The sequence below is a fragment of the Bradyrhizobium sp. C-145 genome, assembly GCF_023375135.1.
Lineage (GTDB): Bacteria > Pseudomonadota > Alphaproteobacteria > Rhizobiales > Xanthobacteraceae > Bradyrhizobium > Bradyrhizobium zhanjiangense.
In genome coordinates, this window is the sequence record NZ_CP088150.1 from 4,696,108 (window position 1) to 4,719,092 (window position 22,985).

Here is a 22,985-nt window from a genome sequence, read left to right on the forward strand (position 1 = left end):
CCCCTATCAGGAAGCCGCCATCCGAAGGATGTCGTTGTAGGTCGCAAATACCATCAACATCAGCACCAAACCGAGCCCGATTCGGAACCCCATCTCCTGAGTCCGTTCGGACAGCGGCCGGCCGCGGACCACTTCCGCCGCATAGAACATAAGGTGACCGCCATCGAGCAGCGGGATCGGGAACAGGTTCAACAGGCCGATCGACACCGACAGCACTGCGCACAGATTGATCACGAACTGGAATCCGGCGCTGGCCGCCTGCCCCGACATCTTCGCGATTCCCAGGACGCCGCTGACCTCGTTGGGATTGCCGTTTCCGACGAACAACGAGCCCAGGAACTTGAAGGTGCTGGTGATGATGAACCAGACCTGCTCGACGCCGATCTTGAGCGCTTCGCCGATGCCCACTGGAGCGGTCGAGGCCTCACCAGCCTGCGACTTGTGCTCGACACCGAGCACGCCGACACGATGACGGTTGCCGAAGGGATCCTTGCGCTCGAGCAGTGCGGGGGTCGCGGTCAGCGACACGATGGCGCCGTCCCGCTTCACCTGGAACGCAAGCGCTGAACCTGCGCTCATCGCAACGATTCGCTGCATGTCGGCAAAGCTCTCGATCGGTTTGCCGTCGATCTGGACGACGACGTCCCCGATCTTGAAGCCCGCCGCGGCCGCAGCGCCGTCGGCGACGACGCCGTCCACGCGCGCGATCGTGCTCGGCTTGCCGTAGTACAGCGCCATGGCGGCGAAGATCAGCGCGCCCAGGATGAAATTGGCGATCGGTCCGGCGGCGACGATGGCGGCGCGCGGGCCGACCTTCTTGTGATGGAAGCTGCCGGCGCGCTCCTCGGCCGTCATGGCCGCTAGCGTCTCGGCCGACGGGGTCGAGGCCTCGCTCTCGTCGCCGAAGAACTTGACGTAGCCGCCAAGCGGAATCGCCGAGATTTTCCAGCGGGTCCCGTGACGGTCGTTGAAACCGACCAGCTCAGGCCCGAAACCGAGTGAAAAGGTTAAAACGCGAACGCCCGCCCAGCGCGCGACCAGGAAATGGCCGAGCTCGTGGAAGAACACGACGATGGTCAGGACGAACAGGAAGGGGATCACGTAACCGAGGAGCCCATGGCTCAACGTATTGAAACTATGGACAAAAAAGTCGATCATCGAATTCCCTCATCCAGCGCCGCAAGGCCCTGGCCCCGAACCATCTAGGATGCCTTTAAGGCAATTTGAGGCAATAGGGCGGCAGCTCTATTTCGAGCAACATGGTCAACGGAGATTGCATCATCGGCCGAGGTCATCGGAGCCTGGTTCCCGCTGCGGACCCAGTCGTCCAGCGTCGCCTCGACCAGGCGCGCGATCGCACCAAACCAGATCTTGCCGGCGATGAAGGCGGCGACGGCGACCTCGTTGGCAGCATTGTAGACCGTGGTCGCTCCCTTCCCGGTCCGGAGCGAATCGAAGGCCAGGCGCAGGCCCGGGAACCGCTCGAAATCCGGCGCCTCGAAGGTCAGTTGGCCGATCTTGGCCAGGTCGAGCTTGGCCGCCGGACCCTTGATACGGTCGGGCCAGCCGAGACAATGCGCGATCGGCGTCCGCATGTCGGGCGCGCCGAGCTGGGCCACGACGGAGCAATCGGAAAACTCGACCATGCCGTGGATGATCGACTGCGGATGAACGAGCACGTCGATCTCGTCGGGCGCGAGCGCGAACAGATAGGACGCCTCGATCACCTCGAGCCCCTTGTTCATCATCGAGGCGGAATCGATCGTGATCTTTTGGCCCATGCTCCAGTTGGGGTGCTTCAGGGCCTGCTCGAGCGTGGCCTGCTCGATGTCGGCAGGCTTCCAGGTCCGGAACGGGCCGCCGGAGGCCGTGATGATGACGCGGACGAGCTCGTCGCGATTGCCTGAGCTCAGCGCCTGGAACAAAGCATTGTGCTCGGAATCGGCCGGCAGGATGCAGGCGCCGGCCTTTGCCGCGCGCTGCATGAAGAAATCGCCGGCGCAGACCAGGCATTCCTTGTTGGCGAGCGCGACATGCGCGCCGCGATCAACCGCGGCCAGGGCCGGCTTCAGTCCGGCGGCGCCGCTCACGGCCGCCATCACCCAATCGGCAGGACGCGCACCCGCCTCGATCACCGCGCTTTCGCCGGCGCCGCATTCGGTGCTGGTCCCGGCCAACGCGGCCTTCAGCTCGGCGAGCTTGGAGGTGTCGGCGATCGCGACGTAACGCGCGGAGAATTCCTTCGCGAGCTTGGCCAGCGCTTCGACATTGCCGTTCGCCGTCAGCGCCTCGACGCGATAGCGTTCGGGCGAGGCGCGCAGCAAATCCATCGTGCTGTCGCCGATCGAGCCGGTGGCACCGAGTACCGTGACGCTGCGGACGGCAGACGCAGCAAGCCTGTTGTTACGCAATGGGACCGCGCTCATATCCTCACCAAACCATAAGACCGCTTCCAGCGCTATGCACACCATGGCGGAGAAAGCCGATAATCCATGCCGCCAGGATGGCGGCAACAAAGCCGTCCAGGCGGTCCATAAGTCCGCCATGGCCGGGAATTAAGTGACTGGAATCCTTGACGCCGAAGCGCCGCTTCACCGCGGATTCGAACAGATCGCCCAACGCCGATACCACCGACAGGATGGCGCTGACGAGCAGCAATGGCGCCATCTTTCCGAGCCCGCAAGCCGCGAAGCCCACCGCAACCAAGAGGCTTGCGACAAAGCCGCCGAGAGCGCCCGCCCAGGTCTTCTTGGGACTCACGCGTGGCCACAGCTTCGGTCCACCGATGCTGCGGCCGGCGAAATAGCCGCCGATATCGGTCGCCCACACCACGAGCAGCACGAACATCAGGGCAGCGAACCCGTTTAAGAGATCCTGCCGCACCAGGATCGAGGCCAGCAGCGCTGCCGATGCATAGGCGAATCCGGTAGCCGCCCAGACGAACTTGCCCCGCGCGATCAGCGTCACGATCGCACCGCCGATGAAGCCGGCGATGACAGCCGTCTTGAGCGCGCCGAAGGCAACGCAAAATCCCATGATGGCGATGACGATAGTCCCCGTCCCAGTCAGCGCGACCGAGCCCGCGCCCACCACCATCAGCCATTCCGCGAACAGTCCGATCGATACCAGGGTGACAAGAAGTGCCCACAGCCAGCCGCCGGCGTAGGCGAGCGCAATGGCGAGCGGCGCCAGCACGAGCGCGGCGAGGATCCGCAGCACGAGATTGCTCGGGGCAGGCGCAGAGCCCGCCGGCGCGGCGTCGGGTTCGCTCACGAGGCGGTTTTCGCGACCAGGCCGCCGAAACGGCGCTCGCGCCTGGCAAATTCGGCGATCGCGCTTTCCAGCGCCGCCTTGTCGAAATCGGGCCAGTGGATCGGCACGAAGACGAGCTCGCTATAGGCGGCCTGCCACATCAGAAAGTTGGACAGGCGCTGCTCGCCGCTGGTGCGGATGATGAGATCGGGATCGGGAATGTCGGGCGCATCGAGATGCGCGCCAAGCGTCTCGGCGTCGATCGTGGCGGGATCCCGCCTGCCCTCTGCGACCTCGCGCGCGAGCTTCTGCGCGGCCTTCGCGATCTCCTGCCGCGAGCCGTAGTTGAAGGCGACGACGAGCGTGAGGCGCGTGTTGTCGCGCGTCAGCTCCTCCGCCTCGTTGAGGAGCGCGCAGATATCGCTCTCGAGCCCTTCGCGCTCGCCGATGATGCGGACCTTGACGCCGTCGCGATGCAGGCTCGCCAGATCGTTGCGGATGAAGCGCCGCAGCAGGCCGAAGAGATCGCCGATTTCGCTCGCCGGGCGCGACCAGTTCTCCGAGGAGAACGAGAAGATGGTGAGATAGCGAATGCCGAGCTCGTGCGAGGCGCGCACCACGCGGCGCAGCGCGTCCACGCCACGGCGATGCCCTTCCGCACGCGGCAAGCCGCGCGCAGCCGCCCAACGCCCGTTGCCATCCATGATGATGGCGACATGCGCAGGCGCGTCGGACCGGTCGGGTCCTTCGGTTGCGGGCGCGGCGGCGTTGGACATGAAGGCGATGCCTTAAACCGTGAGGATTTCTTTTTCCTTGGCGGCCAGCAGCTGGTCGATCTCGGTGATCGTGCCGTCGGTCGCCTTCTGCACCTCGTCGGCGTGACGCTTCTGGTCGTCCTCCGACATTTCGTGATTCTTCTCGAGCTTCTTGAGCACGTCGAGACCGTCGCGACGGACATGGCGCGCAGCGACCTTGGCGGCCTCCGCGTATTTGTGCGCGACCTTCACCAGCTCCTTGCGGCGCTCCTCGTTGAGCTCGGGAATACGCAGGCGCAGCACCTGGCCTTCGGTCGCGGGCGACAGGCCGAGGTTGGAATCGACGATCGCCTTCTCCACGGCCTTGACCATCGACTTGTCCCAGACCTGCACCGAGATCAGGCGCGGCTCCGGCACGCTGACGGTGGCGAGCTGATTGAGTGGCATGTGAGTGCCATAAGCGTCGACCTGCACCGGATCGAGCATCGAGGCGGAGGCGCGCCCCGTCCGCAGGCCGCCAAGCTCGTGCTTGAGGGACTGGACGGCGCCCTGCATGCGGCGCTTCACTTCGTTGAGGTCGAAACTACCCGTGGCCATCACGTTTCTCCTTCAAAATCCCGGCGACCGCTCCGCGCCCTTCTCTCGGGGCGCGACGACGAGCCGTCAGCCGGCGACAATGGTTCCGTGGCCGGCACCACGCAGAATCGCACCGATCGAACCCGACTGCGCGATCGAGAATACAATGATAGGCAGCGACGTCTCGCGGGCAAGCGCGAAGGCGGTGGCATCCATCACCTTGTAGTCGCCCTCGATGGCCTGCGAATGCGTCAGCCGGTCGAACCGCGTGGCGGTCGGATCCTTCTTCGGGTCGGCCGAGTAGACGCCGTCGACATTGGTCGCCTTCAGCACCGCCTGGGCGCCGATCTCGGCGGCGCGCAACACCGCGGTCGTGTCGGTGGTGAAGAACGGATTGCCGGTTCCGCCGCCGAGCAGCACGATCCGGCCCTCGGCGAGGTATTTGTGCGCCGCGGCGCGGGTGAACAGCTCGGAAATCTCCGGCATGACGAAGGCCGACAGCGTGCGCGCCGGCGAGCCCTTGCGCTCGATCGCCGCTTCCAGCGCGAGGCAGTTCATCATGGTGGCGAGCATGCCCATGGTGTCGCCGGTCGGGCGCGATACGCCGCGGGATGACACCTCGACACCACGCACGATATTGCCGCCGCCGATCACGACCGCGACCTCGGTGCCGAGCTTGCGGGCGGCAATCAGATCATCCGCAACCCGGTCCACGGTCGGCTGGTCGATACCAAAGCCCTGCTGTCCCGCGAGGTATTCGCCGGACAGCTTGATCACGACGCGACGATAGACCGGATCAGTCATGAGCACTTTCCTTGTCCGGGCGCCGCTTCCGGCGGCACGCCGGAAGGAGGTGTTCCGGCGCTTACTTCTTGCCGCTGGCCGCCGCGACCTCGGCTGCGAAGTCGCTTTCCTGCTTCTCGATTCCCTCACCGAGAGCATAGCGCACAAAGCCCGCGATCTTCACAGGCCCGCCGACCTTGCCCTCGGCCTCCTTCACTGCCTGCGCCACCGACTTGCCGGTGTCGTGGATGAAGGCCTGCTCGAGCAGGCAGACTTCCTTGTAATAGGTCTTGAGGCCGGACTCGACGATCTTCTCGATCACGTTCTCGGGCTTGCCCTGCTGGCGGTATTTGTCGGCGAGCACGTCCTTCTCGCGCTTGACGACCGCCGGATCGAGGCCGGACGGATCGAGCGCCAGCGGGTTGGTGGCGGCGACATGCATCGCGATCTGGCGACCGAGCGTTGCGAGCTCGTCGGCCTTGCCCGGCGATTCCAGCGCTACGATCACGCCCATCTTGCCGGCGCCGTCGACGACAGCCCCGTGGACATAGTGCGACACCACGCCCTGGCTGACTTCGAGCTGGGCGGCGCGGCGCAGCGTCATGTTCTCGCCGATGGTGGCGATCGCGTCATTGATGGCGGTCTCGATCGTGACGTCGCCGACCTTGGCGGCCTTGATCTTCTCGACATCGGCGCCGACGTCGAACGCGACCTGGGCGATCATCTTGACCAGCCCCTGGAACTGGCCGTTGCGCGCCACGAAATCGGTCTCGGAGTTGACCTCGACCACGACGCCCTTGGTGCCCTTGGTGAGCGCGCCAATCAGGCCCTCAGCCGCGACGCGGCCCGACTTCTTGGCGGCCTTCGACAGGCCCTTCTTGCGCAGCCAGTCCTGCGCCGCTTCCATGTTGCCGTCGTTTTCGGTCAGGGCGGCCTTGCAGTCCATCATGCCCGCGCCGGTCGACTCGCGCAGGTCCTTGACCATCGCAGCTGTGATCGTTGCCATCGTTGAAAATCCTTTGTGCCTGCCGGTTTGCCGCGGCGCGGCATCGAAGCACCCCGCCGCGGTCCATCTCAGGAATTCGCGTCAACTGAAATGGTGGCCGGATCCTATCCGGCCAACCCATCGCTCTTTTTGACTATTCCGCTTCCGCGGTCAGCGCCTTGGCCTTGGCCACCCAGGCATCCGCACGGCTCGGCAGACCGACTTCTTCGCCGATCGTGTGCGCGGTGTCGTGGTCGAGCTCGGCGAGCTGCCAGTAGTGGAAGATGCCGAGATCGTTGAACTTCTTCTCGATCGCACCGGACACGCCCGGCAGCTTCTTGAGGTCGTCCGCGGTGCCGCGGGGACCTGCAAGACCCTGGAAACCGCTCGACGAGGGCGCCGGCAGCTCTTCAGCGAGCGGCTGGGCCGAGGCGCCGATGTCGATGCCCGAATCGCCCTGGGCGCGCGAAATGCCATCGATCGCCGCACGCGCAATGAGATCGCAGTACAGCGAAATGGCGCGACCGGCGTCGTCATTGCCCGGCACCACATAGGTGATGCCCTTGGGGTCCGAATTGGTGTCGACGATCGCCGCGACCGGGATGTTGAGTCGCTGGGCTTCCTGGATCGCGATGTCTTCCTTGTTGGTGTCGATCACGAAGATCAGGTCGGGCAGACCGCCCATGTCCTTGATGCCACCGAGCGAGCGGTCGAGCTTGTCGCGCTCGCGCTGCAGCGTCAGGCGCTCCTTCTTCGTGTAGGAATTGGCTTCGCCGCCCGAGAGCACGTCATCGAGGTGACGCAGGCGCTTGATCGAGGCCGAGATCGTCTTCCAGTTGGTCAGCGTGCCGCCGAGCCAGCGCGAATTGACGAAATACTGCGCGCAGCGCTTGGCCGCGTCGGCAACGCCGTCCTGCGCCTGGCGCTTGGTGCCGACGAACAGGATGCGGCCGCCCTTGGCAACCGTGTCGCTGACGGCCTGGAGGGCCTGGTGCAGCATCGGCACGGTCTGGGCGAGGTCGACGATGTGGATGTTGTTGCGGGTGCCGAAAATGAACGGTGCCATTTTCGGATTCCAGCGGTGAGACTGGTGACCAAAGTGCACGCCAGCTTCGAGCAGCTGACGCATGGTGAAATCAGGTAGCGCCATCGTTCTAATTCTCCGGTTGGTTCCTCCGGAAACGTGTGAGCAAAACGGAGCGTTCTCGCCCCGGTTGCCACCGGACGGCCTTGTGAGCCATGTTTCCGTGTGAGATGGCGCGCTATATAGCGCCATTTCGGCCAGAAGCAAGGAAATAAGGGCATTTCGGGGGGCGGTTTTCGCCCGCGAGAGGCCCCTTTTTTAGAGAGATCGGGCCGAGCCTTAGCACTTCGGCTGGTTCGGCGGGCACTTCTTTGCCGCCGGCGGCGGAGCCGCGGGGTGTGGCGGAGGCGCTGCCGGGCGCGGCGGCGGCGGAGGCGCGACGGCCATCCGAGGCGGCGGCGGTGGTGCCGGCCGAGCCACCGGCGGCGGCGGCGCGGGCCGTGCCATCGGCGGCGGCGCTGGCCTTGTGACCGGCGGCGGCGCCGGCCGCGCAGCCGCCACGGGCGGAGCCACCCGTGCCGGTGGAGGCGATGCGACATGCGGCGGAGGCGGCGGTGCCGGGCGCGCGACGGCGGCCGGCGGCGGAGGCGTCGGTCGTGCCACGGCTTGCGGCCGCGGTGGCGGTGCGGACGGCCGGGCAGCCTGCGCCGGCGCAGCCGACGGATGATTCGGCGGCTTGATCGGCTCGCGCGCGGCCGAGGGTGGCGGCGTGACCGGTCTGCCGGCGGTGATCGGAGGCGTGCCGTGCCCACCCGCCGCTGGCGGCGGCAAGCTGGCCGGCTCGCGGGTCGCGGATTTGGCGTGATCCGCAGGGCCGGCCCCGGGTGGGGTCTGTGCCACCGGCGGCTTCGGCGGTTGGCCGGGTCCGGCGGCCGGGCTTGTCGCGGTGGGCGCAGCCGTCCCTGGCGCGGCAGCCGTTGGGGCACCGGAATGAGCCGGCGGTGTTGTGCCGGGGGCAGCAGTCGTCGGCGCCCCCGGATGGGTCGGCGACGGCGCACCGGGTGCAGTCGCCGTCGGCGGCACGGGCCTTCCGCCCGGCAGAGGCCCCGCCCCCGCGGGCGGCGCCGGCGGGCCGCCGTGAGCGCCAGGGACCGGCAGCGTGTTGGCCTGCGGCAGCCTGGTCGGTGGCGCAGCGGTTGGCGCAACAGTCGGAGCGACATTCGCCGGCGTCGCGGCAGGCGCTCCAGGTCTAGCCGTAGGTCTAGCCGTCGGCTGGATGCTCGCACTCGGCGGCATCGGCGCCTTGCCCTGCTGGATCAGGGCAGCGCGCTGGACGACGGCCTGTGGCACCGCTGGACCGGCCGGGTTGGCGCGTCCGGCAACCGCTGGCGCCAGATTGCCCAGCGCGGGCGCCGCGCCCGTCGGCGCGGCCGGCGGACGGTTGATCACGGTATTGATGACCGTGGTGTTGTGGATGTTCTGGTAGATGATGTTGTTCGGTGGCGGCGCGACATAGACCGGCGGCTGGACGAACGCCGGGATCGGCACGAACACCGGCTGCGGCAGCACGAACAGGCCGACCACGGGCAGCGGCGGCGGCAGCACGACGAAATCCGGCGGCGGCGGCGGCAGATAGTAGACCGGGGGCGGCGGCGGCGGCGCGAAGCCGAAATCGGGATCGCTGAAATACAGCACGGGGCGATCGACATAGACCACCTCCTCCGGCGGCGGTGGCGGCACGTCGTAATCGATCATCGCAAAGGACGGCGGCGGCTCGGCCGGCGCGGTGAGGATCGCCAGGCGCCGGCGCGCATCGGCCGCATGCGGGCCACGCGGATAGCGGCGCAGATACGACCAATAGGCCTCCGGCGTGTCGGTCCGATAGGTCCGTCGCCAGGTGATGGCTTCGCGGCGCGCCGCGACGATTGCCATCACGCGCTTTGCGAGCGGATCATTCGGATAGGCCGCGAGAAATTCCTCATAGGCCGGCAGCGTGTCGCGCTCGAGCGCGGCGGCATAGGCATCCTGCACGCCGAGATCGCGGATCGGCTTGCTGCGGATCGCGGCAACCTGGTCGGGCGCGGCCTCCGGCGGTGGCGCGTCCGGCCCACGCTCGAAGAACGAAAATGGGGCGGTAATCTTTTGCTCGTTCCAGGGCACCTGCGCACCCTTGCTGGCCTCGTTGACGCGCAGGCGGACGCGATCGAACACCTCGGGCAGCGGCAGGCCGCCGGTGCGGATCATCTCGGCAAGCGACTGCGCATAGATGCCGTAGGGGCCCGGCTCCTCCGGCGCCACCGTGCCGGGCGCCGCATTGAAGGCGATCAGCATGTTCGCCTCGGGCTCAACCAGCGCGAGGCCACTCGCGATCGGCTGGCCGCCTTCGATGAAGGGCTGCGCGCGGGCCGCATCGAGCACGACGATGTTGGCCTTGAGCGGAATGGCGGCGAGCTGGCGGACATAGTCGCTGACGCGCAAGGCCTCGGTCGGAATGTCGGTGTCGCGGGTGATGTTGGAATCGACCGGGATGAAATAGTTCTCGCCGGCAAGCTGCACGCCATAGCCGGCGAGATAAATCATCGCGACGGTGCCGGGGCCTGAGGCCTGCGCCTTCTGGATGAAATCGCGAAAACTCTTGCGCAGCGTATCGCCGTCGAGATCGCGCGCACCGACGACGTCGAAGCCCGCCGCCTGCAATGTTTGGGCGATCAGGCCGGCATCGTTCGCGGTGGTCGCCAGCGGCGATTTGGCATAGGCGCCGTTGCCGACCACGAGCGCGATGCGCTTTTCCTGCTGCTGGGCGCGCACGGGTCCCGGCGCGCCGGCGGCAAGGGCCACGATCGGCAGGAGAAGGCAAATGAAGACTTTGAGCGTCCCACGCATGGCTTGCTTGCCCGCTATTGTTGTTGAGGTGCCACCACGCATGAAGCGCGCAGCCGGCTGAACGGCGGTTGAACGAAAAGCTCGGATTGAGGCGATGGCATGGCCACGCCGCTGCTGCCGTCAGCTCCAGATCACCCTCAAGTCAGCCTCAAGTCAGCTCGAAACGGCGCAAGGCTCCTTCAAGTCCCTACCCTGTGCGATCGGATCGTCATGCAGCGCACCTCACTCCACAGCTTGCAGCTCGGCGAGCTTCGTCCGCGCGGTCGCCTCGTCCAGCGCAACGAGTTCGGCCGGCCCGGGATTGGCGTCTCCTGCTGTCGCCACGGAAACGACGGCAAGCCCGGCCAAGCCGCCGACGATCGCGCCGCCGGTCGCTGCGTCGTGCCTGGGGCTGCTCTTGATGAGGTAGAAGTGCGTCCGGCCGGCCTCCATTACGATCTCGCGCTTGGTGTCGCCCGGAAACATCAGCTCCGTCACCAGCAATTCGTGGCGACCCGCCGGCCGATCGGCATAGGCGTATTTCCCAGCCACGACTTTGCCGAGCGGCGCACCGTCGAGCCTCACCTCACAGGCGCAGATCGCCATGCTGAGGCCATTCCTCTTGTCCTGGAGCAGGACGACGCGCGAGTGCCCGGCGCGCGGAGGCCCGACCTTTTTCGACACAGAGGCAAAGTCGGTTCCGACCTGATCGCTGACACAGCCCACCAGCATCGCACCGACGGCCAACAACAACGCGCCCCGTCGCAGCATCGCACACCCCAGCCCATTCCCCGGGCATGCTAGCTGGAATCAGCGACAGGTTGCAACCACATCCCACGACCACTGTGTGGATCGCGCAGACCGGGTCTTAGAGCTGCTGCACGTCGACCACGCCTGCGACCGCCTTGATCGCGCCGGCGATCTGCGGCGAGACCTTGAAGCGGCCGGGCAGATTCATCTCCACCTCGGTCTCGAGATCGAGCATCATCACCAGCGAGACCTCGCCGTCGCCGTTGGAGCGCGGCGCGATGCCGGGACTGCCGATCTTCGGCGCGGCACCGTTCGCTGGCGCCATCTCGGGTCCGGCGAGACGCTTGGCGATCGATTCCAGCGGCTTGGTGTCGCGCAGGAAGATGCGCAAGCCCTTTTGCGTCTTGGCCGCGGCGTCATCCAGCGGCTCGGCATGCAGCACGCGGGCGCGGACGTCCTCGCCCTGGAGCTCGGCGCCGAGCTGGAGCAGCACGGCGGCGCCCGGCTCCAGCACGTCGCGATATTGCGCGAGGCCTTCGGAGAACAGCACCGCCTCGAAATGGCCGGTCGGATCGGACAGGCCCATGATGCCCATCTTGTTGCCGGTCTTGGTGCGCCGCTCCATGCGCGAGACCACGGTGGCCGCGACCTTACCGGCAGTGGCGCCGGTCTTCACCGCGCGCGAGAACTCGGCCCAGCTCTGCACCCGCAGACGCTTCAGCACGGTGGCGTAATCATCGAGCGGATGTCCCGACAGGAAGAAGCCGATCGCGTCGTATTCGCGGCGCAGCCGCTCGGCCGGCAGCCACGGCTCGACCTGCGGCAGCATGATGCTGGGCGCATCCGCCGAGCCGCCGAACATGTCGTTCTGGCCGATGGTGGCGGCCTCGTGCGCGCGCTGGCAGGCGGCCAGAATCGAGTCCGCGCCGGCGAAGACGCGCGCCCGGTTCGGCTCCAGCGTGTCGAAGGCGCCGGCGGCGGCGAGGCTCTCGATGATGCGCTTGTTGATCGCGCGCGGATTGACCCGCGCGGCGAAGTCGGCGAGCGAGGTGAAGAGACCGTTCTTCGTGCGCTCCTCGATGATCTGGTCGATCGCCTGGATGCCGACGCCCTTCAGCGCGGCGAGCGCGTAGTAGATCGTCTTCTCGCCGACCTCGAAGGTCGCACCCGAGCGATTGATGTTCGGCGGCTCGACCTTGATGCCGAGGCGCTGCGCCTCGGAGCGGAATTCGGAAAGCTTGTCGGTGTTGTTGAGATCGAGCGTCATCGACGCCGCGATGAACTCCACCGGATAATGCGCCTTCATGTAGGCGGTGTGATAGGACACCAGCGCATAGGCCGCCGCATGGCTCTTGTTGAAGCCGTAATCGGCGAACTTCGCCAGCAGCTCGAAGATGGTCTCGGCCTGCCCTTTCGGCACGCCGTTCTTCACCGCGCCCGCGACGAAGATGTCGCGCTGCTTGTCCATCTCGGCGCGGATCTTCTTGCCCATGGCGCGGCGCAACAGGTCGGCGTCGCCGAGCGAATAGCCCGACATCACCTGCGCGATCTGCATCACCTGTTCCTGGTAGATGATGACGCCGAAGGTCTCTTTCAGGATCGGCTCCAGCACGGGGTGCAGATAATCAGGCTCCTCGTCGCCGTGCTTGCGCGCGCAATAGGTCGGAATGTTCGCCATCGGACCCGGGCGATAGAGCGCCACCAGCGCGATGATGTCCTCGAAACGGTCGGGACGCATGTCGATCAGCGCGCGCCGCATGCCCTGGCTTTCAACCTGGAACACACCGACCACGTCGCCGCGCGCCAGCATCTGGTAGCTCTCGGCATCGTCGATCGGCAGCGTCGCGAGATCGACGTGGATGTTGCGCGGCTTGAGCAGCTTGCAAGCAACGTCGAGCACGGTCAGCGTCTTCAGGCCGAGGAAGTCGAACTTCACGAGGCCCGCCGGCTCGACCCATTTCATGTTGAACTGGGTCACCGGCATGTCGGATTTGGGATCGCGGTAGAGCGGCACGAGTTCGCTCAAGGGGCGATCGCCGATCACGATGCCGGCCGCATGCGTCGAGGCGTGACGGGTGAGGCCTTCGAGGCGCTGGGCGATGTCGAAGGCGCGCGCCACCACCGGGTCTTCGTCGCGGAACGCCTGGAGCTTCGGCTCGCTCTCGATCGCAGCCGCCAACGTCACCGGCGCAGCGGGATTCTGCGGCACCAGTTTTGTGAGTTTGTCGACCTGGCCGTAGGGCATCTGCAGCACGCGGCCTACATCGCGCAACACGCCGCGCGCCTGCAGCGTACCGAAGGTGATGATCTGCGCGACCTGGTCGCGGCCGTAGCGCTGCTGCACGTACTGGATCACCTCGCCGCGGCGGTCCTGGCAGAAGTCGATGTCGAAGTCCGGCATCGAGACGCGCTCGGGATTGAGGAAGCGCTCGAACAGCAGGCCGAACTTGATCGGGTCGAGGTCGGTGATGGTCAGCGCCCAGGCGACCAGCGAGCCTGCGCCGGAGCCGCGGCCCGGCCCGACCGGAATGCCTTGCGACTTCGCCCATTTGATGAAGTCCGACACGATCAGGAAGTAGCCCGCGTATTTCATGCGCATGATGACGTCGAGCTCGAAGGCAAGCCGTTTGGCGTATGTCTCCTCCGTCGTGCCCTGCGACAGGCCGTGGACGCGCAGGCGGTTGGCGAGCCCCTCCTCCGCCTGGCGCTTCAATTCGGCGGCCTCGACCGCGGCCGCATCCGAGCTCGATGCGGCGCCGACGGTGAAGAACGGCAGGATCGGCTTGCGCGTCATCGGTCGGAACGAGCAGCGCTCGGCGATCTCCACCGTCGAGGCCAGCGCCTCCGGAATGTCGGCGAACAGCACCGCCATCTCGGCGCGGGTCTTGAAGCGGTGATCAGGCGTGAGCTGCTCGCGCTCGGTCTCGGCGATCAGTCGCCCGCCGGCGATGCACAACAGCGCGTCGTGCGCCTCGTAATCGTCGGTCGCGGCGAAATATGGCTCGTTGGTCGCGACCAGTGGCAGGCCTTTGGCATAGGCGATGTCGATCAGGCCGCTCTCGATGCGGCGTTCCTTGTCGGTGTTGTGGCGCTGCAATTCGATGTAGAGGCGGTCGCCGAACAGGCTGGCGAGACGCTCGCAGCGCAACGCCGCAATTTCGGCCTGCCCGGTGGCAAGCGCCAGCGAGATCGGTCCGTCCGGACCGCCGGTGAGCGCGATCAGGCCCTCGGTCTCGCCTTCGAGCCAGTCGAACTTGATGTGGGAGGCATGGGTATCCGGCGTCTCCAGGAACGCCCGCGAATTCAGCCGCATCAGGCTGCGATAGCCGCGCTCCTGCGCCGCCAGCAGCACCACGCGCGACGGCCCCAGCGCATTGCGCGCGTTCGGATCCTGGTCGCCGAAATCGATCGCGAGCTCGCAGCCGACGATCGGCTGGATGCCGGATCCCGCCATCTTGTCGGAGAATTCCAGCGCACCGAACATGTTGTCGGTGTCGGTCAGCGCTAGGGCCGGCTGGTGGTCCTTCTTGGCGAGCTCGGCAAGCTTGGCGATCTTGATCGAGCCCTTGAGCAGCGAATAGGCCGAGTGAACGTGAAGGTGGACAAATCCGGCGCTCGCCATGGTCGCGTAATGGCCTCTTGCAGGTGAAGTGGAGCGGTCGCCAGCTCCTCAAGGCATTATGCACTCGCCCGGCCGACTCGCTTCCCGATGGTGGGGTGTGGCGCCGCGAGAGTCCACGCCGGAGCGGCCAATCCGCCGCGTCGTCCCGCTTTTCCCCAACCGCGCCTCCTCAGAGCTGCGGAATCACCTGGGCCCAGATCGCGATCATCCCGACGAACAGCGTGATCGACGCCAGTGCAGCCGCTTCTTCCACGAAAACCCTGAACATGTCTCGCTCCCTTGCCTAGAACGTATAAAGAACATTGTTCTCATTTCGTTCTCAGGAGTCAAGCCGCCTGAACCATTCCGCAAGGGCATGGTTAACTTGTTGAACTCGAACAATAAAAAAGCCCCGGCGCAAGGCCGGGGCTTTCGACGACGCTCGAATTGAGCGATCAGTCTCAGTAGCGCGCGATAGGCATGCCGCCGAACTTGTAGTTCAGGCGGACGAGGCCCATGTCGACGTCCTGACGGATGCGCTCCGTGCCAGCGAAGCCGGCGAACGTCACGTCCTTGTCGGCCAGGAAGATGTGGTTGTACTCGACGCCAACCGACCAGTTCGGCGCGAAGCCGTACTCGAGGCCGGCACCAACAGTACCACCCCAGCGGGTGTCGCTGGTCGACGCGAGCAGCCCGCCGCCGAGGTCGGAGATCTCGTACTTGTCGCTGACCACAGCCGCACCGCCCTTGACGTAGAGCAGGACGTTGTTCCAGGCATAACCGACCTGGCCGGTGATCAGGCCGAACGCATCGATCTTGGTGCGGTTGCGGGTGGCGAACAGCGCGCTGACATTGTCGCCGGAGAAGTCGGCCCAGTTGCCCTGGCCTTCCACGCCGAACACGAACTGGCCGGACTGCCAGCGATAGCCGATCTGACCACCGACCGTGCCGCCGGTCGCATCGTGCGAGCCTTCGCGGCCGACGCCAACGAAATCCCAGGTGGTGCGAGCCGAACCGCCGCCGCCGTTGATGCCGATGTAGAAGCCGCCCCAGTCGTAGACCGCAGCGATCGCCGCAGGCGGAGCCTTGGTGTAGGGCCGCGCCGCGAGGTCAGCAGCCACCGCCGGCGCAGCCGCGCTGAGCGCGATCAGGCTGACAGCGGCAAGCAACAAATTCTTCTTCATTTGATTCCCGTTCCAGTTTCTTCAGTAGGCCCCCGGGCCGTGGGTCGTCATATCAGCGATCGACGGAATTGCTGTAACTTCGACGCAACAGTTAGAGCCAAAGGGCCGCGCTTCATTAATGAACGTTTAGCAGAGCGCGTGGGAAACCCTATGAAACAAGTGTTTTCTGTAGTTCCAATGTCGACAACACGACATAAACTGCATGCGCGCGTAACAACGTCGCGCGCACATTCGCGTGATTGGAGAATCCAGATGCGAGCCCGAGTTACTCTCCCCATTGTCGCCACATTTTCGCTCGCTCTCGCCACATTTGCGCTCGCGCTCAACGCAAGCACGCCGGCGCGCGCCTTCGGCAAGAATCATCCATTCTGTCTCACCGGCGACGAATGGCCGGGGCTGAGCAATTGCAGGTTCGATAGCTACGCGCAGTGTCAGGCGAGCGCATCGGGGCGCGCGCTGACCTGCATCGCCAATCCGTTCTTCGCAGGCCAGAGCGATGATCCCTACGCCTATCAAAATCGTCCGCGCGCGCAGACGCCAGGCTATTCATCAGGCTATTTCCTGTCGCGCTGAGATGCGCCGCGCGTGGCCTACGCTGATCGCAGCCAGCATGCTCCTTGCGAGCGCGCCTGCGCACGCGCAGACCTATGATCCGCGCTATCCGGTCTGCATGCAGATCTACGGTCCCGTCGGCTATTTCGACTGCCGCTATGGCTCACTTGAGCAGTGCAGATATCTCGCCGTCGGGCGTTCGGCGAGCTGCATCGTGAACCCGTATTTCCCATCAAGGACACCGACGCCCCCTCGCCGATCGAGCCCTGCCGCCGCTGGCGTCGGATAATCCCAACGATCCTATGGCCTCGTATCTCTCAGCTTTGCCAGGGCGTGTTGCGGATGCGCGTGCACGCGTTTGGCTTGCGGAAGCTGGGGTCGTGATCTTCGATGTAGTCGAAATTGACCGTCCCGAACGTCGTCTGCGGCTTCTTCAGGGCTGAGCAGGTCTGCACCTTCAGGAACTCGTTCTTGAAGTCACCACGCGGAAACGCAGTGATCACCTGGTCGCGCTGCTCCGGTGTGTAGTCGTCATATCCAACACCGACGACGTCCACCAGAACGCCTGCGTTGGTGAGAGCGATCTCCGGCCTCATATATTGCGGAATGCCGGGGGTGGTGTGCAGCGCGATCGCTTCCCACACCAGATCGGCCTGCGGCTCGGCAATGCCGCGCGCCTGCAGAAAGTCGCGCGCGGCGTCTGCGCCGTCGACCTCAAATCGCTTGGTCTCGGTGTGGTAGTGATCAACGAGGCCGAGGTCGTGAAACAGCGCTGCGACATAGAGCAGCTCGGAATCGAACTTCAGCTTCTGACGCAGCCCTTTGATCGCGCCGAACACATAGACGCGAACCGAATGGTTGAACAACATCTCGTCTTCGTAACTGCGCACCAGCTCGGTGGCTTCGCGCGCCAGCTTGCTGTCAGGAATTTCGACACCGGAGATCACACTCGTCATTTTCAGGCTCCTGGTTTCTGTTTCGGCTGATGCCCTTCGCGGTCAGGCTGCCTTCTCGAGCGCAGCCTGTGGCGTCTTTCGGAAGCTGATCGACATGCGATTGTACGCATTCATCAAGCTGATCGCGATCGTGAGATCGACCAGCTCGCGCTCGCTGAAGACCTTGCGGGCGGCTTGATAGGCTTCATCCGGAACGTTGGTCTCGGCGACGCGGGTCACCGTCTCGGCCCAGGCGAGCGCCGCGCGCTCACGTTCGTCGAAGAGATTGCCGGCCTCGGTCCATGCCTGCAGCAACGCGAGCTTTTCGATCTTCACGCCGCTCTTGAGCAGGTCGCGGGTGTGCATGTCCAAGCAATAGGCGCAGTTGTTGATCTGCGAAACGCGGAGATAGACGAGGGTGACCAGTGTCGCAGGCAGTCCGCTCTGCATGACGTAGCCGTAGACGCCGCCCAGTGCCTTCGCGCCTGCCGGCGCGATGCGGTTGTAGTTGAGACGTTCACTCATCTGCTTTCTCCTTGATGGATCAGGGGATGAAATGCTCCCTTCGCCCGTTAGGTGCCCCTGCACTAGTCCACAAAAAAGTACCAAAAACCTACAAAACTCGTGTACCAAGGTGCATGACCAAATCGCTGCGGCTGGAGCTCGATCGATCCGCGAAGACGCCACTGGCGGAGCAGATCCACAGGGGGATCAGAGCTGCCATCGAGAGCGGTGTGCTCGCCCCGGGCGCTCGCCTGCCCTCATGGCAGGATTTGGCGGCCCAGCTCGGCGTCGCGCGCGGCACCGTGCGTTCGGCGTATGAAAAGCTCTCATCCGCCCAACTGATCGTTGCAGCCCGCGCCACAGGCACGCATGTCGTGGACCGGCCGTCCTTCCCCGTTCGGCGGGACAAAGCCCCGGCCCCCGGCTCATTCATGGAGATGTACCAGGAACTCACCGCAGGGCCGGCGATCTTCCAGATGGGCGTGCCTGCGCAGGAGACCCTTCCTGCGACGCTGCTGGCGAGGATGCGCGCGCAGGCGGTTCGCGTTGAGGTGAGCGCGCCGGCGATTTACCGTGACCCGCGCGGCGAGTTGGAGTTGCGGCGCGAGATCGCGGCCTACCTTGCGCTGGCGCGCGGGATCGAATGCGCGCCGTCCCAGATCATCATCACCAGCGGCTTTAGCGGCGGGCTTGGTCTGGCGCTCCGTGTCCTTGGTCTCGAGCAGAAGAAAGTCTGGGTGGAGAATCCCGGCTTTCCCTTTACGCGGCGCGGCCTCGAGCTTGCGAGATTGTCGATCGCGCCGATCCCGGTTGACGCTGACGGCATCGATGTCGACTTCGGCTTGAAACATGCGCCTGATGCGGCACTGGTTGTGGTGACGCCAGGGCAGCAGGCGCCGCTCGGATTCACGCTGTCGCTGGCAAGACGCTCGCGCCTGCTCGACTGGGCGACCCAAAACAAGGCGTGGGTGATCGAAGATGATTATCTGAGCGAGCTTCAGCTCAAGGGCCGGGCCACGCCGGCGCTCGCCTCCCTCGATCGCGCCGGCCGCGTCATTCACATCGGCTCCTTCAGCAAGACCATAACCCCTGCCTTGCGGCTCGGCTTTGTGGTTGCACCGGCCGCACTGGCGTCGCGGTTTGCCGAAACTGCGGCGTGCCTCGCGCCGGCGCCCGGGCCAGCGGTGCAGCTCGCGACCGCCGATTTCATGCGCGACGGCCATTATCTCCGGCATCTTCGGCGAACGAAGCGGGTCTACGCAGCGCAAGGCGATGCATTGCTGAAATACCTTCGCCCGCGCACTGCAAATGTTGCGATTGCCGGATTGGCGGCTGTCCTGCGGTTGCCGAAGGAAGCAGCCGATCTTGCCATCGCCAGGGAAGCAGCACCGCTTGGACTGGCGCCCACGCCGCTATCGCTCTGGTATGCGTCGAGGGCTTGGGCCCGCCCGGGACTGTTGCTGGGCGTCGCGACGTCTCCGCTAAAGAGGATCGAGGCGTCCTGTGATCGGCTCCTTCAGATCATCGACCGTATTACGTGATCAGATTCCGAGTTCGGTGACCTTCACCCACCAGCGTGACGATCAAAGCCCCGCTTCGGGTGGCGATCACGGCGTGATCGCACTGAACGGTCGGCGCCAAGCTGCGCAGGATCGATGAGCCCCTGTATCCATCCGGTGAGGCCGCCACCCACGACGCCACGTTCAATGCATCTGGATTGAGCTACATGAAACCCGGATTGCGCGGGAGGTAGCTGCCCCAATCTCCGAACTGTCGGTTCGACATCAGCAGCATCGGAAACGTCAGACGCATCCCGTGGTCGATCGCCGCCTTGAGTGCAGGCTCGCTCGCGCCCGGCACGAAGGCCGAAATGGTCGGAAGATCGCTCTGCGCCGCGAACGACAACGCAGCAGCAAGCGCCGAGCCCATGAGATCTGGCCGGCGGACGGCAAGCGGGCCAATGTGTCCATCCGAAATATAGACATACCCGACGCACTCGCTGCCGGCGTGGATGGTGAACCCGCTCGTCTGGCTGTCGCCCAGGAGATACCGATGATGCTTCTCCCTGGAAACACCGAGTGCACTGACATCAATGGGCGCCAGCTCATCCAACCCGGCCGTCTTGGCCGTGAGAGATTCAAGACGAAGCCGCGGCTCAGCCAACCGCGACGCCAGCCGGTCACGAGACACGCTGACCATGTAGATCGGACAGCGCGGGAACAGTCCGTTGCGGATGTAGAGGCCTTGAGACACGTTGTTGAACGTGAAGGTGATCAGCGCTTTGACAGATGCTCCGCGCTTCTCTGCGTGAGCAAACATCTTGCTGATGAGTTGATTGCCAATGCCGTCGCTCTGGCGATCCGGGGTCACGAACAGCTGCGCCAGAAACCAAAGCTCGCCACAAACCCAACTCCACGCGAAGCCGACGATTTCTCCGTCATCATCGGCGACCCATAAACCTCCGGGATCGTCCGTGAGCGAGAAGGCCTGAAAATTCTGCGGGCGGGAGGATGCCATTTTTCCAAAGCCCCGCCTCTCAGTAAGTTCGTTGATGCTGGCGACCACGATCTCGTCGGCTCTCGCCAAGTCGTCCATGCGAGCCGGTCGGCACACGACAGCCATTCTCGAATCCTCCCCGGGATCAGCACGCCCGGCCAACCGCAGTCGGGCCGGAGCGTAGCGCCTTCGACTGACATCCTGAACAGGATGAGAGCGACGAAATCCTCAGCCGGGAATCAGGCCAGCGGCCGGATGTTCTGGTTCATGCGGAAGAAGTTCGTCGGGTCGTATTTCGCCTTGATCCGCTGCAGGCGCCGGTAGTTCGGTCCATAGGCAGCAGCGACGGGATCGCCTGTCTCATCATCATCGAGATAATTGACATAGCGGCCGGAGGCAAAGAAGGGCCGCATCCTCTCATGGGTTTCGCGCGCCCAGGAGATGCAGCGGCTCGTATCGCTAGCCTGCGTCCACTGCGCGAGGATCAAGAAATTGTAGCCTTCCTGCCGATGCGGAAATGCCGTGTCCCCGGCATCGATACGGGCCGCCGCACCGTGGATGTGCTCAAGAAGCAGCTGCCCCATGGGAGTCGGACAGCGCGCGAAACATTCGATCATGGTCCCAATCGCACCATCACTCAGCTCCCTCAGGAAGTTCGATTTCCAATAGTTGAAAGCGCCTTTCGGATAGTTGGCGTCGAGCATGCGGTTGAGCTCGCAATAGGGCATCGGCCCGACTGCATCCAGGATCGGAGCCCCGAACTGTTTCAGCGGCCGCATCGCTCGTTCGGCCTCCGCCACCGGACCGCAATGGCTGGTGACCAGGACCGCGACCTCCGTGCCGGACCCATCGGGCGCATGGGTCAGGGATGCGAATAACATGTGCTCGTCCGCGAGCGAGCGCGTGCTGGCCCGGAAGAATTCCAGCACGTCACGGGAGCGCTCGATGGGGTGGATGATCGGACCGCCGGTGATGATCGGCCCGACCGTATGAAGATCATATTCGAGACTGGTGGCGATCCCGAAGTTTCCGCCGCCGCCGCGGATCGCCCAGAACAGATCAGGCCCGTCTTGCTTGCTGACCCGCAAAACCTTGCCGTCGGCGGTAACAAGTTCGACGGCCCGCAAATTGTCCAGTGCGAGGCCGTACTTGCCCATCAGCCAGCCCAGTCCTCCGCCGAGCGTCAGCCCGGCGATCCCGGTGGTCGAGATCACGCCCCCGGTGACCGCAAGCCCGTGAAGTTGTGTTTCGCGATTAAGCTCGCCCCAGGTGACCCCGCCCTGCGCCCACACCGTCTTGCCGACAGGGTCGACCCGGACGCCCTTCATGGGCGAGAGGTCGATCATGATACCGCCGTCGATGGTCGCACGACCTGCCACATTATGGCCGCCGCCGCGAACCGCGACCTCGAGGCCGAGCTTGGTCGCAAGAACGACGGCATCCACGACATCGGACACACTGCGGCACCTGGCGATCAATGCCGGCCGTTTGTCGACCAGCCCGTTGTGGATCTTTCGCGCCTCCTCGTAGCCCTCGTCCCCCGGCTTGAGGAGTTGTCCTCCGAACGAGGCGTTGAGATCGGCGGCAGCGCTGGCGACAGATGCGATGGACGACATGACATGGTCTCCTCAGCTTGACCCGTCATATCCTCGATCGTGGCCTGTCTTGGAGCAAATCCGAAGATTTCAGGTGACGATGAATTGATTTCACCTAGACTGGCGGCATGTACAAGCTGCCGCCCCTGATCGAGCTGCGTGCTTTCGAAGCTGCCGCCCGCCATCTGAGCTTCAAGAAAGCGGCGGCAGAACTCGGCGTCACGCCAACTGCGATCAGCCACCAGATCGGGTTGCTCGAGCAGTATTGTGGTCGCGCGCTGTTCCGCCGCAGACCACGGCCTCTCTCGTTGACCGATGCCGGAGCGCGGCTTTTCCCCGCCATTCGTGGCGGCCTTGAGGTGTTTGCCGCTGCCATTGCGGCCGTCAGGCACGAAGGCGACCAACAGCCTCTCCGGGTGACGACAACCAATGCTTTTGCCAGCCGCTGGCTCGTGCCCCGCCTGCCCCTGTGGCGGAAGCTGCATCCCGATGTGCCACTGGAAGTCATCGGCACTGACTCGGTGCTCGACTTGCAGGCCGGAGATGGCGATGTCGCCATTCGCTATGCGACTAGCCGGGCACGGCCGACAGACGGAATCGTCGATGATCTCTTCAGCGATACATTCTGGCCGGTTTGCAGTCCGCGTTTGCTTGCAACGGAGCGCCTGAAGAGACCAGTCGACCTTGCAAACCACGTTCTGATTCACTCCTATTGGTCGCCGGCCGATCGTGAGCCGCCGACATGGCAGAGATGGCTCGCCGCGGCTCAGCGCGGGTGGCGCGAAGTGCCCCAGTTCAAGGACATGCAGCACCTGAGTTTCCGGGAGGAACTGCACGCCATCGAGGCGGTGATCGCCGGGCAAGGAGTCGGGGTTTTCAGTGATGTGCTCGTGGCACACGACCTCGCGGCTGGTACGCTCGTGAAGGCGTTCAAGTTGAGCTTGCCTGGCTACGGCTTCCATGTGGTCAGTAAGCCAGGCCATCCGCGCGCGCGAACCATCCGGGCCTTCTCGGAGTGGTTACGGTCAAGTCCTTGATCCGCTTCTTCGTGTCCTTCGAGATGTCCACTCCCCGTTACTGCGGTTCAGTCCAAATTGACCAGCAACGTCTCCGGCCATTCGAAAGGAGACG

Annotated in this window: 20 protein-coding genes; 4 read left to right on the top strand and 16 right to left on the bottom strand. The window is 64.9% G+C overall.

Going from position 1 to position 22,985, the window contains the following annotated elements:
• Positions 1-6: 6 nt before the first annotated feature.
• The 12 genes from rseP to LRP30_RS21970 form a co-directional block, all read right to left on the bottom strand.
• Positions 7-1,158 (bottom strand): RIP metalloprotease RseP, encoded by a 1,152-nt coding sequence (gene rseP / locus LRP30_RS21915; RefSeq protein WP_128945923.1) that lies wholly within the window; start codon positions 1,156-1,158, stop codon positions 7-9.
• 44 nt (positions 1,159-1,202) lie between these two features.
• Positions 1,203-2,426, bottom strand: a complete 1,224-nt coding sequence (dxr, locus tag LRP30_RS21920) for a 1-deoxy-D-xylulose-5-phosphate reductoisomerase (protein WP_249761651.1) — start codon at positions 2,424-2,426, stop codon at positions 1,203-1,205.
• A gap of 4 nt (positions 2,427-2,430) precedes the next feature.
• Positions 2,431-3,273, bottom strand: coding sequence for a phosphatidate cytidylyltransferase (locus LRP30_RS21925; protein WP_128941741.1), 843 nt, complete (start codon positions 3,271-3,273; stop codon positions 2,431-2,433).
• Positions 3,270-4,028: an isoprenyl transferase gene (locus LRP30_RS21930; RefSeq protein ID WP_091885831.1), complete on the bottom strand. Its 759-nt coding sequence runs from the start codon at positions 4,026-4,028 to the stop codon at positions 3,270-3,272. The genes LRP30_RS21925 and LRP30_RS21930 overlap by 4 nt, the downstream gene beginning before the upstream one ends.
• 12 nt (positions 4,029-4,040) lie before the next feature.
• Positions 4,041-4,604, bottom strand: a complete 564-nt coding sequence (gene frr / locus LRP30_RS21935; protein ID WP_091885834.1) for a ribosome recycling factor — start codon at positions 4,602-4,604, stop codon at positions 4,041-4,043.
• 66 nt (positions 4,605-4,670) lie between these two features.
• Complete coding sequence (pyrH, locus tag LRP30_RS21940; protein WP_128933484.1) at positions 4,671-5,387, bottom strand: UMP kinase; 717 nt, start codon at positions 5,385-5,387, stop codon at positions 4,671-4,673.
• Positions 5,388-5,448: 61 nt separating this feature from the next.
• Positions 5,449-6,372, bottom strand: a complete 924-nt coding sequence (gene tsf / locus LRP30_RS21945; protein WP_128933483.1) for a translation elongation factor Ts — start codon at positions 6,370-6,372, stop codon at positions 5,449-5,451.
• A 133-nt stretch (positions 6,373-6,505) separates the two neighbouring features.
• Positions 6,506-7,501, bottom strand: coding sequence for a 30S ribosomal protein S2 (locus tag LRP30_RS21950; RefSeq protein ID WP_128933482.1), 996 nt, complete (start codon positions 7,499-7,501; stop codon positions 6,506-6,508).
• A 213-nt stretch (positions 7,502-7,714) separates the two neighbouring features.
• Positions 7,715-10,258 carry a caspase family protein gene (locus tag LRP30_RS21955; protein ID WP_249761652.1) on the bottom strand — a complete coding sequence of 848 codons (2,544 nt, stop codon included), beginning with the start codon at positions 10,256-10,258 and terminating at the stop codon, positions 7,715-7,717.
• A gap of 222 nt (positions 10,259-10,480) precedes the next feature.
• Positions 10,481-11,008, bottom strand: a complete 528-nt coding sequence (locus LRP30_RS21960; RefSeq protein ID WP_164935035.1) for a DUF2846 domain-containing protein — start codon at positions 11,006-11,008, stop codon at positions 10,481-10,483.
• Positions 11,009-11,105: 97 nt separating this feature from the next.
• Positions 11,106-14,609, bottom strand: a complete 3,504-nt coding sequence (gene dnaE, locus LRP30_RS21965) for a DNA polymerase III subunit alpha (RefSeq protein ID WP_249761653.1) — start codon at positions 14,607-14,609, stop codon at positions 11,106-11,108.
• A gap of 440 nt (positions 14,610-15,049) precedes the next feature.
• The gene (locus LRP30_RS21970; protein ID WP_249761654.1) at positions 15,050-15,772 is read right to left on the bottom strand and encodes an outer membrane beta-barrel protein; all 723 of its coding nucleotides are present in this window, start codon (positions 15,770-15,772) and stop codon (positions 15,050-15,052) included.
• A 252-nt stretch (positions 15,773-16,024) separates the two neighbouring features.
• Here LRP30_RS21970 and LRP30_RS21975 point away from each other — a divergent pair, with 252 nt between their 5' ends.
• Both LRP30_RS21975 and LRP30_RS21980 read left to right on the top strand, forming a co-directional pair.
• Complete coding sequence (locus LRP30_RS21975) at positions 16,025-16,345, top strand: DUF3551 domain-containing protein (RefSeq protein WP_128956472.1); 321 nt, start codon at positions 16,025-16,027, stop codon at positions 16,343-16,345.
• A gap of 1 nt (position 16,346) precedes the next feature.
• Positions 16,347-16,613 carry a DUF3551 domain-containing protein gene (locus LRP30_RS21980; RefSeq protein WP_249761655.1) on the top strand — a complete coding sequence of 89 codons (267 nt, stop codon included), beginning with the start codon at positions 16,347-16,349 and terminating at the stop codon, positions 16,611-16,613.
• A 28-nt stretch (positions 16,614-16,641) separates the two neighbouring features.
• On the opposite strand, the gene LRP30_RS21985 is transcribed toward LRP30_RS21980, so the two are convergent.
• Both LRP30_RS21985 and LRP30_RS21990 read right to left on the bottom strand, forming a co-directional pair.
• Positions 16,642-17,280 (bottom strand): HD domain-containing protein, encoded by a 639-nt coding sequence (locus LRP30_RS21985; RefSeq protein ID WP_249761656.1) that lies wholly within the window; start codon positions 17,278-17,280, stop codon positions 16,642-16,644.
• Positions 17,281-17,322: 42 nt separating this feature from the next.
• Positions 17,323-17,784 carry a carboxymuconolactone decarboxylase family protein gene (locus LRP30_RS21990; RefSeq protein WP_249761657.1) on the bottom strand — a complete coding sequence of 154 codons (462 nt, stop codon included), beginning with the start codon at positions 17,782-17,784 and terminating at the stop codon, positions 17,323-17,325.
• Positions 17,785-17,897: 113 nt separating this feature from the next.
• Between LRP30_RS21990 and LRP30_RS21995 the strand changes: the two genes are divergently transcribed.
• Entirely contained in the window at positions 17,898-19,304 is a 1,407-nt protein-coding gene (locus tag LRP30_RS21995; RefSeq protein WP_249761658.1) for a PLP-dependent aminotransferase family protein, read from the top strand.
• 181 nt (positions 19,305-19,485) lie between these two features.
• Here the strand turns inward: LRP30_RS21995 and LRP30_RS22000 are convergent, their stop codons facing one another.
• Entirely contained in the window at positions 19,486-20,358 is an 873-nt protein-coding gene (locus tag LRP30_RS22000) for a GNAT family N-acetyltransferase (protein ID WP_249761659.1), read from the bottom strand.
• A 140-nt stretch (positions 20,359-20,498) separates the two neighbouring features.
• Positions 20,499-21,875 (bottom strand): FAD-binding oxidoreductase, encoded by a 1,377-nt coding sequence (locus tag LRP30_RS22005; RefSeq protein WP_249761660.1) that lies wholly within the window; start codon positions 21,873-21,875, stop codon positions 20,499-20,501.
• A 107-nt stretch (positions 21,876-21,982) separates the two neighbouring features.
• Between LRP30_RS22005 and LRP30_RS22010 the strand changes: the two genes are divergently transcribed.
• On the top strand, positions 21,983-22,891 hold the full coding sequence (locus LRP30_RS22010) for a LysR substrate-binding domain-containing protein (protein ID WP_249761661.1): 909 nt from the start codon (positions 21,983-21,985) through the stop codon (positions 22,889-22,891).
• Positions 22,892-22,985: the final 94 nt, after the last annotated feature.

Coding starts and splice junctions, on each gene's coding strand:
- rseP (WP_128945923.1), bottom strand. CDS start 1,158: ATGATCGACTTTTTTGTCCATAGTTTCAATACGTTGAGCCATGGGCTC.
- dxr (WP_249761651.1), bottom strand. CDS start 2,426: ATGAGCGCGGTCCCATTGCGTAACAACAGGCTTGCTGCGTCTGCCGTC.
- LRP30_RS21930 (WP_091885831.1), bottom strand. CDS start 4,028: ATGTCCAACGCCGCCGCGCCCGCAACCGAAGGACCCGACCGGTCCGAC.
- frr (WP_091885834.1), bottom strand. CDS start 4,604: ATGGCCACGGGTAGTTTCGACCTCAACGAAGTGAAGCGCCGCATGCAG.
- pyrH (WP_128933484.1), bottom strand. CDS start 5,387: ATGACTGATCCGGTCTATCGTCGCGTCGTGATCAAGCTGTCCGGCGAA.
- tsf (WP_128933483.1), bottom strand. CDS start 6,372: ATGGCAACGATCACAGCTGCGATGGTCAAGGACCTGCGCGAGTCGACC.
- LRP30_RS21950 (WP_128933482.1), bottom strand. CDS start 7,501: ATGGCGCTACCTGATTTCACCATGCGTCAGCTGCTCGAAGCTGGCGTG.
- LRP30_RS21955 (WP_249761652.1), bottom strand. CDS start 10,258: ATGCGTGGGACGCTCAAAGTCTTCATTTGCCTTCTCCTGCCGATCGTG.
- LRP30_RS21960 (WP_164935035.1), bottom strand. CDS start 11,008: ATGCTGCGACGGGGCGCGTTGTTGTTGGCCGTCGGTGCGATGCTGGTG.
- dnaE (WP_249761653.1), bottom strand. CDS start 14,609: ATGGCGAGCGCCGGATTTGTCCACCTTCACGTTCACTCGGCCTATTCG.
- LRP30_RS21970 (WP_249761654.1), bottom strand. CDS start 15,772: ATGAAGAAGAATTTGTTGCTTGCCGCTGTCAGCCTGATCGCGCTCAGC.
- LRP30_RS21975 (WP_128956472.1), top strand. CDS start 16,025: ATGCGAGCCCGAGTTACTCTCCCCATTGTCGCCACATTTTCGCTCGCT.
- LRP30_RS21980 (WP_249761655.1), top strand. CDS start 16,347: ATGCGCCGCGCGTGGCCTACGCTGATCGCAGCCAGCATGCTCCTTGCG.
- LRP30_RS21985 (WP_249761656.1), bottom strand. CDS start 17,280: ATGACGAGTGTGATCTCCGGTGTCGAAATTCCTGACAGCAAGCTGGCG.
- LRP30_RS21990 (WP_249761657.1), bottom strand. CDS start 17,784: ATGAGTGAACGTCTCAACTACAACCGCATCGCGCCGGCAGGCGCGAAG.
- LRP30_RS21995 (WP_249761658.1), top strand. CDS start 17,898: ATGACCAAATCGCTGCGGCTGGAGCTCGATCGATCCGCGAAGACGCCA.
- LRP30_RS22000 (WP_249761659.1), bottom strand. CDS start 20,358: ATGGACGACTTGGCGAGAGCCGACGAGATCGTGGTCGCCAGCATCAAC.
- LRP30_RS22005 (WP_249761660.1), bottom strand. CDS start 21,875: ATGTCGTCCATCGCATCTGTCGCCAGCGCTGCCGCCGATCTCAACGCC.
- LRP30_RS22010 (WP_249761661.1), top strand. CDS start 21,983: ATGTACAAGCTGCCGCCCCTGATCGAGCTGCGTGCTTTCGAAGCTGCC.